Genomic DNA, 11,104 nt, shown 5'->3' on the forward strand with positions numbered 1-11,104 from the left:
GGTGTGCGCTGTCCGGCGCTGCGCGCTACGCCGGTGTCCCGACGGTCGCGCCTGTTGACGTTCATGATCCCTCCCCCTGTTCCGCCGTGCCCGTACCGTCCCCAGGCACCCGCTCCGGACCCCCCTGGTCCGTCGGTCGGGCCGCGGCCCGCGCCACGGCCTCCCGGGGCGCCGCAGCGCCCGGCAGGTGCATCCCCTTCACCTTCCGGCGGGGCCGTTCGCGGTCGGCCCTACCGTTGTCCCGTGCTCCGGTGGTGCGCGTCGGGTCGATCCGCTCCGCCGCCCGCAGCCGCACCGAGGCGGCACGCGGGTTGGCGGCGACCTCCGCCTCCCCGGGAAGCTCGGCGCCCCGGCTGAGCAGCCGTAGCGTCGGGCCCGTCCCGGGCAGTTCGACCGGGAGGTCGACCGGGCCCGTACTGCGGGCCCGGGCCGCGAGCGCGTGCTTGGTGAGCCGGTCCTCCAGCGAGTGGTAGGACAGGACCACCAGGCGACCGCCCGGGGCCAGTGCGTCCAGCGCGGCCGGCAGCGCCGTCTCCAACGCCGCCAGTTCCCTGTTTACCTCGATCCGCAAAGCCTGAAACGTTCTCTTTGCCGGGTGTCCGCCCGTTCGCCGGGCCGGCGCCGGGATCGACTCACGGACCAGCTCGGCCAGCCGGGCCGACGAGGTGAGCCGGCCACGTTCCCGCTCCCGCAGGATCGCCGAGGCGATCCGACCGGCGAACTTCTCCTCGCCGTAGACCCGCAGCACCCGGGCCAGCTCCGCGTGGGAGTAGGTGTTGACGACCTCCTCGGCCGTCACCCCCCGGGTCTGGTCCATCCGCATGTCCAGGGGTGCGTCCTGCGCGTAGGCGAACCCACGGTCGGGTTCGTCGAGTTGCAGGGACGACACGCCCAGGTCGAACAGCACCCCGTCCACCGCCGGGATGTCCAGGCGGTCGAGCACCTCGGGCAGTTCGTCGTAGACGGCGTGCACGAGATGGATCCGGTCGGCGTACCGGGCCAACCGCGCCCCGGCGTGCGCCAGCGCCTCGGTGTCCCGGTCCAGTCCGATCAGGACGGTGGAGGGGTGTGCGGCGAGAACCGCCTCGGCGTGCCCACCGAGACCGAGCGTCGCGTCGACGTGGACCGTCCGGCGGTCACCCCGGTCGAGCGCGGGGGCGAGCAGCTCGAGACACCGCTCAAGTAGCACCGGTACGTGCGTACCGCGTAGCTCCCCCATGCCGACCCCCACTGTCAACGTTTCTTTCGCTCAGCATTCCGTAAAGGTGTGACATTTCCGTCATACCGCCAGATCCCCATCCGCTCTTGCCCGCCTCAGGCCGCGGCCCTGAACAGATCCCGCGCCTGGCACCGGGGAAGGGGTGCCAGGAGCATCGGAGCGGCTGGAGATCTCGCAGTACGTCGGGTGTCGACACGCCCTACAGACTGCCCGGCAACACCCCCTCCTCGATGTCGGCGAAGTCGTCTTCGCTCTCCGCGAGGTAGGTCTCCCACTTCTGCCGGTCCCAGATCTCCACCCGCGTACTGGCCCCGATCACCACCAGGTCGCGGTCGAGTTCCGCGTACTGGCGTAAGTGGACCGGTATGGTCACCCGGCCCTGTTTGTCGGGGACCTCGTCGTGGGCACTGGCGAAGAAGACCCGGTTGTACGCCCGCGCGGCCTTGCTGGTCATCGGCTGCGCGTGCAACTGCTCCGCGATCCGCTGGAACTCGGGCATCGGAAAGACGTAGAGGCAATGCTCCTGCCCCTTGGTGATCACGACACCTCCCGCCAGCTCGTCCCGGAACTTCGCCGGAAGGATCAGCCGGCCTTTGTCGTCCAGGCGCGGAGTGTGGGTGCCGAGAAACATCGGCCCAACCCCCTTGCCCATAGCGGTGTTCGCGGCACCGCTGACCCCCCGGGCCGGTGGGCCCTCCCGGCCTCACCATTGGGCCCCACTCTACTCCACTTCCCTCCACCCGCAACCAACTTCAACCGCGCGGCGCGCCACTTTTCCGTTTAAAAGCGCACGTCAGAAGGGGTGGAGTGAAGTGGAGGGCCGGACCGCCCGAATGCCCTGGTCCGCTTTCTGACATTGATCGACTCCAACCGGATCACCAAGATCCAACCGTCGGGTCGGCACCGGACGACCGAACGGTCCGACCCCGGCGGCGATCCGTTCGGCCTCGGCCGCGATCTGGCGGGGTGTCCGGTCCGGTAACCTCGCGAACGTGACGGACGCGAAGCTGCCCCTGCGGGCCAAGGTCGCCAGTTCCGTGTCGCGGACCGCCGGAGCGCTGTCGCGCGCCGCAGGTCGTGGCGACGGATCGGTGATCGGTGGCTGGCTCGGCCTCAAGATCGATCCAGACCTGCTGGCCCACCTCGCGGCCGGACGGGCCATCGCCCTGATCTCCGGCACCAACGGCAAGACCACCACCACCCGGCTCACCACCGCGGCGGTCGGCGTACTCGGCCCCGTCGCGACCAACTCGTTCGGCGCCAACATGCCCACCGGGCACACCTCGGCGCTGGCCAAGGCCGGCAACACGCCGTACGCGGTACTGGAGGTCGACGAGCACTACCTCTCCCAGGTGCTCGACGCCACCAACCCGCACGTGGTGGCGCTGCTCAACCTCTCCCGGGACCAGCTCGACCGGGCCAAGGAGGTGGCGATGATGGCGCAGCTCTGGCGGTCCGCGCTGGTCCGCCACCCCCAGGTCCGGGTGGTGGCCAACGCCGACGACCCGATGGTGGTCTGGTCGGTCACCCCGCCGGTGGTGCAGGGCCAGTACGTCCAGGGCCCCCAGGTCACCTGGTTCAGCGCCGGCCAACGCTGGCACGACGACTCGTGGGTCTGCCCCGAGTGCGGCTCGACCATCCAGCGCAACGGTGAGCAGTGGTGGTGCAGCGGCTGCCCGATGCGCCGTCCGCAGCCGCACTGGGTGGTGGAGGACGACGGGGTGCTCGACCCGGGCGGCGCCTGGCACAAGGTCACCCTGCAACTGCCCGGTCGGGTCAACATCGGCAACGCGGCCACCGCGCTGGCCGTGGCCGCCGAGTTCGGGGTGCGCCCGGTCGACGCGGTCTACCGGCTGCGCGACGTCGCCTCCATCGCCGGCCGGTACGCCCAGGTACAGCGGGACGGGCGCAACATCCGGCTGCTGCTGGCGAAGAACCCGGCCAGTTGGCTGGAGGCGTTCGACATGGCCGACGAGGCGCCCACCCTGCTCTCCATCAACGCCCGGGACCCCGACGGGCTGGACACCTCCTGGCTGTTCGACGTCGACTTCTCCCCGTTGCGCGGCCGGCAGGTACTCATCACCGGCGACCGGGCGTACGACCTGGCGGTCCGGCTGACCGTCAACGACGTGCCCTTCCAGCACGTCCGGACGTTCGCCGCAGCCGTCGCGGAGGTGCCACCCGGGCGGCTGGAGGTCATCGCCAACTACACCGCTTTCCAGGACATCCGAGCGGAGCTGGACCGTGTCAACTGAGAGCCTGCGCATCGTCTTGGTCTACCCGGACCTGCTGTCCACCTACGGCGACCGGGGCAACCTGCTGATCCTGGCCCGCCGGGCACAGCAGCGGGGCATGCCGGTGGAGGCCATCGAGGTCCGCTCGGACCAGCCGATGCCGACCAGCGCCGACATCTACCTGATCGGTGGCGGCGAGGACGGCCCGCAGGCGCTCGGCGCCCAGCGGCTGCTCGCCGACGGCGGCCTGCACCGGGCCGCCGCGCAGGGGGCGGTGATCTTCGGGGTCTGCGCCGGCTACCAGCTCCTCGGCGCCTCCTTCTTCGCCAAGGGCACCCAGTACGCCGGGCTGGAACTGCTCGACCTGCGCTCCGACCGGGGTCCGTCCCGGGCGGTCGGCGAGCTGGCCGGGGACATCGACCCCCGACTGGGCCTGCCCCCGCTGAGCGGCTTCGAGAACCACGGCGGCCGGACCCACCTGGGCCCCGGTGTCGCGCCGCTGGCCCGGGTCACCGCCGGGATCGGCAACGACGGGGCGACCGAGGGGGCGTGGCGCGGCAAGCTGCTCGGCACGTACTCGCACGGCCCGGCCCTGGCCCGCAACCCGGCCCTGGCCGACCTGCTGCTGCGCTGGGCGACCGGGGCGCACCAGCTCCCGCCGCTGGACGACACCTGGGCCGACCGGCTCCGCGCCGAGCGACGCGCCGCCGTCGCCGCCCGGGTGTGATCGCCGCCGTCCGCCGGCTGCTGCGGCAGCCGTCGGCGGTGCGTTTCACCCTGCTCCTGCTCCTGCTCGCCGGTTGTGGCCTGGTGGTGCTGCTGGTACCCCGCCCGGAACTGGCCGAGTTGCCGCACCTGGCCGATTCGCTCGGCGGGTACGCCCCGGTCACCGGGATCGTCGGTGGTGCGTTGCTGCTGGTGGTGCTGGTCCCCCGGACCTTCGTCACGCTCGCCTCGGGGGCGTTGTTCGGTCCGCTGGAGGGCGGCGTGTACGCCCTCGGCGCGGCCCTGCTCGCCGCCGCGCTCGGCTTCGCGGTCGGCCGGGTACTCGGGCGGGATTTCGTCGCCGAACGGGTCCGGGGCCGGCTGGCCCGGCTGGACGGCTGGTTCGCCCGGCAGAGCGTCCTCGGCGTGGTGACCGTACGGCTCCTGCCGATCGCCGGGTTCGGGCTGGTCAGCTACGGCTACGGCACCACCGGCGCCCGGGTGCTGCCGTTCCTCACCGGTAGCGTGCTCGCCTCGGCGCCCACCGCGTTCGGCTACGCGGCGGTGGGCGCGGCGGTCAGCTCACCCGGTGAGGTGAACTGGTTCGCCGCCGCGCCCGCCGCGCTCGGTCTGATCGCCAGCGGGGTGCTGATCCGCCGCTGGTGGCGCAGCGAACGCCGCCGCCGCGCCCCGCGCCCCACCTGACCCCGCCTCGGCGATCTTGCACTTGCGGCCCGTGACATGTCCCATTCAGACGGATACGCCGGGGCCGCAAGTGCAAGATCGCGCAGGAAGGGGGGTGCGGGTCAGGCGACGACGCTGACCATCCGGCCGGGTACCACGATCACCTTGCGCGGCTCCTTGCCGGCCAGCGAACCGGCGACCGCCTCCAGGGCGGCGGCCCGCACGTCGGCCTCGGCGGCGTCGGCGGGTACCTCGATCCGGCCGCGCACCTTGCCGTTGATCTGCACCGGGTAGGTCACCGACTCGGCGACCAGCAGGGCCGGGTCGGCCACCGGAAAGTCGGCGTACGCCAGCGAGCCGGCGTGCCCCAGCTTCTGCCACAGTTCCTCGGCGATGTGCGGGGCGAACGGCGCCACCATCAGCACCAGCGGCTCGGCCACCTCGCGGGGCGTGGCCGGCAGCTTGGTCAGCGCGTTGGTCAGCTCGATCAGCTTGGCGATCGCGGTGTTGAACCGGATGCCCGCCATGTCGCCCCGCACCCCGTCGACGGTCCGGTGCAGCAGCCGCCGGGTCGGCTCGTCGGCCGGGGTGTCGGTGACCCGCAGCTCGCCGGTGGACTCGTCGACCACGGTGCGCCAGACCCGTTGCAGGAAGCGGTACGCGCCGACGACCGCCCGGGTCTCCCAGGGCCGGGAGACCTCCAGCGGGCCCATCGACATCTCGTAGACCCGGAACGTGTCCGCCCCGTACACCTCGCACATGTCGTCCGGGGTGACCACGTTCTTCAGCGACTTGCCCATCTTGCCGTACTCGCGGCGCACCTCGACGTCGCCGTGGAAGTAGCCGCCGTCCCGCTCGACGACCTCCTCGGCCGGCACGTACGTGCCCCGGGAGTCGACGTAGGCGTACGCCTGGATCATGCCCTGGTTGAACAGCCTCCGGTACGGCTCGACGCTGGAGACGTGACCCAGGTCGTACAGCACCTTGTGCCAGAACCGGGAGTACAGCAGGTGCAGCACGGCGTGCTCGGCGCCGCCGACGTACAGGTCGGTGCCCCCGCAGTCGCCCTCGCCCTGCGGGCCCATCCAGTACCGCTCGTTGACCGGGTCGACGAACGTCTCCGCGTTGGTCGGGTCCAGGTAGCGCAGCTCGTACCAGCACGAGCCGGCCCACTGCGGCATCACGTTGGTCTCCCGGGTGTACCGCTTCGGGCCGTCACCCAGGTCCAGCTCCACCTCCACCCAGTCCCGACGCCGGGACAGCGGAGTCTCCGGGTCGGAGTTGGCATCCTCCGGGTCGAAGGTCTTCGGGGAGAAGTCGTCCACCTCGGGCAGCGCGACCGGCAGCATCGACTCGGGCAGCGCGACCGCCGCGCCGTCGGCGTCGTAGACGATCGGGAACGGCTCGCCCCAGTAGCGCTGCCGGCTGAACAGCCAGTCCCGCAGCCGGTAGGTGACCGCGCCGGTGCCGTGCCCGTTGGCCTCCAGCCAGGCGATGATCCGGGCCTTGGCGTCGGTGACCCCCAGGCCGTTCAGGTCCAGGCCGTGCTCGGGCGCGGCGCTGTTGATGGCCGGGCCGTCCCCGGTGTACGCCTTGCCGTCGAAGCCCTCCTCCGGCTGCACGGTCCGGATGATCGGCAGGTCGAACACCTCGGCGAAGGCCCAGTCCCGCTCGTCCTGGCCGGGTACCGCCATGATCGCGCCGGTGCCGTAGCCGGCCAGCACGTAGTCGGCGACGAAGATCGGGATCGGCGCCCCGTTGACCGGGTTGGTGGCGTACGCGCCGACGAAGACACCGGTCTTCTCCTTGGCGTCGGCCTGCCGCTCCACGTCGGTCTTGGCCGCCGCCGCCTTGCGGTACGCCTCGACGGCCGCCCGGGGGCTGGCGTACCCGCCGGTCCAGGCGTCCTTCGTACCGGCCGGCCAGGCCGCCGGGACCAGCGCGTCGACCAGCTCGTGCTCCGGGGCCAGCACCATGTAGGTGGCGCCGAAGACGGTGTCCGGTCGGGTGGTGAAGACCCGTACCGGCGTGCCGGCGGCGGTCGGGAAGTCGATGTGCGCCCCGGTGGACCGGCCGATCCAGTTGCGCTGCATCAGCTTGATCGGCTCCGGCCAGTCCAGCAGCTCCAGGTCGTCCAGCAGCCGGTCACCGTAGGCGGTGATCCGCATCATCCACTGCTTCAGGTTGCGCTTGAAGACCGGGAAGTTGCCCCGCTCGGACCGGCCGTCGGCGGTGACCTCCTCGTTGGCCAGCACGGTACCCAGACCGGGGCACCAGTTCACCGGCGCCTCGGAGACGTACGCCAGCCGGCGGTCGTCGACGATCCGGCGCCGCTCGGCCGGGTCCAGCTCGGCCCACGGTCGGCCGTCCGGGGTGGGCCGACTGCCCGATTCGAACTCGGCGACCAGCTCGGCGACCGGCCGGGCCCGACGGGCGTCGGTGTCGTACCAGGAGTTGAAGATCTGCAGGAACAGCCACTGCGTCCAGCGGTAGAACTCCACGTCGATGGTGGCCACCGACCGCCGGTCGTCGTGCGCCAGCCCCAGCCGGCGCAGCTGGGCCTTGTACCGCTCGATGTTCGCCTCGGTGGTGGTCCGGGGGTGGGTGCCGGTCTGCACCGCGTACTGCTCGGCGGGCAGGCCGAACGCGTCGAACCCCATGGCGTGCAGCACGTTGCGGCCGGCCATCCGCTGGAAGCGGGCGTAGCAGTCGGTGCCGATGTAGCCCAGCGGGTGCCCGACGTGCAGGCCCGCACCGGACGGGTAGGGGAACATGTCCAGCACGTACAGCTTCTCGGCGCCGGCCCGGGGGTGGTCAGGGTCGGCCAGCGGGCCGGTCGGGTTGGGCGCGTGGAAGGTACCGCGCTCCTGCCAGTACCGCTGCCAGCGGGTCTCGATCTCACCCGCCAGCGCAGCGGTGTACCGGAAGGGTGGCACATCGGTCGCCGGTGCGACTGCCTCGGTCATGGCTCGTCTCCTTGCCTCGCTCGTCACCGCCAGGGCAACCCCCGCGTCGTGCTGGCTGGTGACCTCGTGTCGTACAGGCTGTCGGGTGGTCGGGAAGGGTCCGGATCCGGGGCACAAAAAAGCCCCTCGCACACGAGGGGCAGCCGTGCCGTCGCGCGTCAGCGCATCAGCACGGCTCGGTAAGGAGCAGGAAGAACCCGGCCATGAGCGGATTGTAGCGGGTCCGGCCCGACCACGCGCGGGCATACCGGACGCGGGGACCGGTCGTCCCGCAGGTTGGACAGAGAGTCACATCGTTGTCTGATCACTCAGTGAAGTGGCCGGTGTCCGCTCCGTACCCGGGACATGATTTTCCTACCGCTCTGTCACCAAGCGTGGTCGGCGTCCCGCCGCATTACGGCTAGCCTGAATCATGCGGGTGGTCCGGACCACACATCCGTTCGGTCAACCCGCGAACCTACCGGCGGATCCAACCGATCTAGACAGGGCGGATCCGCCCCACCTGGCGCAGGAGCGGGTCCCATCGGCTCTGCCAGAGCAGCCATGCAGCGACGAGGAGGAGGCCCGTGACACAACAGACCTGGGACGAGTTGGGCGGCACGCTGCCGCAGGACGAGTTCCGTGCCGCGAGTGACGCCATCGTCGCCAACATCGAGCAGGTGATCGAGGGCAAGACCGCCACCGTGCGGCTGGCGCTGGCCGTGCTGCTGGCCGAGGGACACCTGCTCATCGAGGACGTACCCGGGGTGGGCAAGACCAAACTGGCCAAGGCCCTGGCCCGCTCGATCGACTGCTCGGTACGGCGCATCCAGTTCACCCCCGACCTGCTGCCCAGCGACGTCACCGGGGTCAGCGTCTACAACCAGGAGACCCACGACTTCGAGTTCAAGCCGGGTGCGGTCTTCGCCAACCTGGTGGTCGGCGACGAGATCAACCGAGCCTCCCCGAAGACCCAGTCGGCGCTGCTGGAGTGCATGGAGGAACGCCAGGTCACGGTGGACGGGGTCAGCTACGAGCTGCAGACCCCGTTCATGGTCATCGCCACCCAGAACCCGATCGAGATGGAGGGGACGTACCCGCTGCCGGAGGCGCAGCGGGACCGGTTCACCGCCCGGATCGCGATGGGCTACCCGGACGCCGGGGCCGAGCTGGCCATGCTCGACGGGCACGGGGCGAGCGACCCGATCCACGAGCTGCGTCCGGTCTCGGACGCCGCGACGGTCCGCCGACTGATCGCCACGGTCCGCAACATCCACGTCGCCGACGCGGTGAAGCAGTACGCGGTGGACCTGGTCACCGCCACCCGGGAGGCCCCCGACCTGCGGCTGGGCGCCTCCCCCCGGGCGACGCTGCAACTGCTGCGCACGGCGCGCGCGGTGGCCGCCCTGGAGGGCCGCGACTACGTGCTCCCCGACGACCTCCAGGCGCTCGCGGTCCCCGTGCTGGCGCACCGGATCATCCCCACCGCCGACGCGCAGCTGGCCCGCCGCACCACCGACGCGATCGTCTCCGACCTGGTGCACCGGCTCCCCCTGCCGAACGACCGGCGCCGCTCCCCCTACGACACCCGGCCGACCGGCGAGAACAACGGGCGGTCCCGGTACGAGCCCCGGGGGCGGTGACCCATGCGCGAAGGGCTGCACGGGCTCACCACCCGGGGTCGTTCGTTCCTGGCCGCCGGGTTGGCGGCGGCGCTCTCCGCGCTGATCCTCGGTGAACGGGACCTGCTCCGGGTGGCGTTCCTGCTCGCCGTGCTGCCGCTGCTCGCCGCCGTCTACGTCGGTCGCAGCCGGTACAAGCTGGCCTGCAGCCGTTCGCTGGAACCGCACCGGGTACCGGTCGGGGCCACCTCCCGGGTGGTGCTCCGGTTGCAGAACATGTCCCGGTTGCCCACCGGCACCCTGCTCCTGGAGGACCGGCTGCCGTACGCGCTGGGCAGCCGGCCCCGGGTGGTGCTGGAACGGCTCGGCGCGCAGCAGGCCAGTTCGGTGGCGTACACCGTCCGGGCCGACGTCCGGGGCCGGTACGACGTGGGTCCGCTGGTGGTCCGGATGACCGACCCGTTCGGCCTCTGCGAGCTGTCCCGGGCGTTCCCCAGCACCGACCGGTTGACGGTGGTACCCCAGGTCGTCCCGCTGCCCACCGTCCGGTTGCCCGGTGAGTACAGCGGTACCGGGGACAGCCGGGCCCGGTCGGTCGCGGTGCACGGCGAGGACGACGCGGCGACCCGGGAGTACCGGCGCGGCGACGACCTGCGCCGGGTGCACTGGAAGTCGACCGCCCGTACCGGTGAGCTGATGGTGCGGCGCGAGGAGCAGCCCTGGGAGAGCCGGGCCACCGTGGTGCTGGACACCCGGTCGCCGGGGCACCGGGGCGAGGGGCCGACGGCGAGCTTCGAGTGGGCGGTCTCGGCCGCCGCCAGCATCGCCGTCCACCTGCGGCAGAACGGCTACAAACTGCGCCTGGTCACCGGCTCCGGCGCGGACGTGGACGCCAGCGAGGCGGCCGGTGACGGGCTGGTGCTGGACCATCTGGCGGAGGTGCGGCTCACCGGTCGCACCGACGTGGCGGCCCTGGTGGAGCGGATCCGGCAGCGGGCCGACGGCGGGCTGGTCATCGCGCTGCTGGGCAGCCTCACCCCCGCCGAGGCCGAGCTGCTCTCCGCGGTACGCGGCAACAACGCCACCTGTGTGGGTTTCCTGCTGCACAGCAGCACCTGGCTGAACCTGCCGGAACGGGCCCGCGCCGAGGCGGAGCAGGCGCACGAGGCGGCGGCCCGGGCGCTGATGCACAGCGGGTGGCGGGTGATCGGGGTCGAGCACGGCGGCAAACTGCCGATGCTGTGGCCGCAGGCAGCCCGGGGTTCGCAGGGCTTCGCCTGGCGGGCCGCGCTGGCCGAGACGGTGGCGGGAGGCGTGCGGTGACCGGACAACGCAACCTCGGGCTGATCGCGGCGGTGGCGACGGTGCTGGCCTCGGCACCGCTGTCGGCGATCTTCCAGCGGTGGACCTGGCTGGTCCAGAGCATCCTCGCGGTGGCCCTGGTCGCCGGGGTGGCCGCGCTGCTGCGGCTGCTGCGGGCACCGGTCTGGGCGCAGGGGCTGGGCATGAGCGCCGGGCTGCTGCTCGGGCTGACCTGGATGTTCCCCGGTGGTGGGGAACTGCTCGGGATACTGCCCACCCCGTCGACCTTCACCCACTTCGGTGACCTGCTGGCCGGTTCGCTGCGGGACATGCGGGCGTACGGGGTGGAGGTCCCGGACACCGAGCCGTTGCTGTTCATCACCGTGCTCGGGG

The 11,104-nt window shown here is 71.9% G+C and carries 8 protein-coding genes and 1 pseudogene; 6 read left to right on the forward strand and 3 right to left on the reverse strand.

Annotated elements, in window-relative coordinates; genetic code table 11:
* Positions 1 to 61: 61 nt before the first annotated feature.
* On the reverse strand, positions 62 to 1,219 hold the full coding sequence (gene rsmH / locus GSF22_RS23825; RefSeq protein ID WP_208815965.1) for a 16S rRNA (cytosine(1402)-N(4))-methyltransferase RsmH: 1,158 nt from the start codon (positions 1,217 to 1,219) through the stop codon (positions 62 to 64).
* 199 nt (positions 1,220 to 1,418) lie between these two features.
* A complete protein-coding gene (gene mraZ, locus GSF22_RS23830; protein ID WP_208815966.1) occupies positions 1,419 to 1,850 on the reverse strand; it encodes a division/cell wall cluster transcriptional repressor MraZ in 432 nt (143 codons plus the stop codon).
* A 376-nt stretch (positions 1,851 to 2,226) separates the two neighbouring features.
* Between mraZ and GSF22_RS23835 the strand changes: the two genes are divergently transcribed.
* Genes GSF22_RS23835 through GSF22_RS23845 form a run of 3 tightly spaced genes read left to right on the forward strand, consistent with a single transcriptional unit; the run spans position 2,227 to position 4,863 of the window.
* Entirely contained in the window at positions 2,227 to 3,474 is a 1,248-nt protein-coding gene (locus tag GSF22_RS23835) for a MurT ligase domain-containing protein (RefSeq protein ID WP_208815971.1), read from the forward strand.
* Positions 3,464 to 4,180, forward strand: coding sequence for a type 1 glutamine amidotransferase (locus GSF22_RS23840; RefSeq protein ID WP_208815967.1), 717 nt, complete (start codon positions 3,464 to 3,466; stop codon positions 4,178 to 4,180). Before GSF22_RS23835 ends, GSF22_RS23840 begins: the two co-directional genes overlap by 11 nt.
* Positions 4,084 to 4,863 carry a TVP38/TMEM64 family protein gene (locus GSF22_RS23845; RefSeq protein WP_439957800.1) on the forward strand — a complete coding sequence of 260 codons (780 nt, stop codon included), beginning with the start codon at positions 4,084 to 4,086 and terminating at the stop codon, positions 4,861 to 4,863. The genes GSF22_RS23840 and GSF22_RS23845 overlap by 97 nt, the downstream gene beginning before the upstream one ends.
* A gap of 101 nt (positions 4,864 to 4,964) precedes the next feature.
* Here the strand turns inward: GSF22_RS23845 and leuS are convergent, their stop codons facing one another.
* On the reverse strand, positions 4,965 to 7,808 hold the full coding sequence (leuS, locus tag GSF22_RS23850; protein ID WP_208815968.1) for a leucine--tRNA ligase: 2,844 nt from the start codon (positions 7,806 to 7,808) through the stop codon (positions 4,965 to 4,967).
* A gap of 566 nt (positions 7,809 to 8,374) precedes the next feature.
* On the opposite strand from leuS, the gene GSF22_RS23855 reads away from it, so the two are divergent.
* The 3 genes and pseudogenes from GSF22_RS23855 to GSF22_RS23865 all read left to right on the forward strand — a co-directional run.
* Positions 8,375 to 9,430, forward strand: a complete 1,056-nt coding sequence (locus GSF22_RS23855; protein ID WP_208815969.1) for an AAA family ATPase — start codon at positions 8,375 to 8,377, stop codon at positions 9,428 to 9,430.
* Between the two features lie 3 nt (positions 9,431 to 9,433).
* Positions 9,434 to 10,732, forward strand: coding sequence for a DUF58 domain-containing protein (locus GSF22_RS23860; protein ID WP_208815970.1), 1,299 nt, complete (start codon positions 9,434 to 9,436; stop codon positions 10,730 to 10,732).
* A pseudogene (locus GSF22_RS23865) lies at positions 10,729 to 11,104 on the forward strand (transglutaminaseTgpA domain-containing protein); the annotation flags it as partial. The gene GSF22_RS23860 and the pseudogene GSF22_RS23865, both read left to right, overlap by 4 nt.

It is taken from the genome of Micromonospora echinofusca (assembly GCF_017614955.1).
In the GTDB taxonomy this organism is placed as follows: Bacteria; Actinomycetota; Actinomycetes; order Mycobacteriales; family Micromonosporaceae; genus Micromonospora; species Micromonospora echinofusca_A.

Coding starts and splice junctions, on each gene's coding strand:
- rsmH (WP_208815965.1), bottom strand. CDS start 1,219: ATGGGGGAGCTACGCGGTACGCACGTACCGGTGCTACTTGAGCGGTGT.
- leuS (WP_208815968.1), bottom strand. CDS start 7,808: ATGACCGAGGCAGTCGCACCGGCGACCGATGTGCCACCCTTCCGGTAC.
- GSF22_RS23860 (WP_208815970.1), top strand. CDS start 9,434: ATGCGCGAAGGGCTGCACGGGCTCACCACCCGGGGTCGTTCGTTCCTG.
- mraZ (WP_208815966.1), bottom strand. CDS start 1,850: ATGTTTCTCGGCACCCACACTCCGCGCCTGGACGACAAAGGCCGGCTG.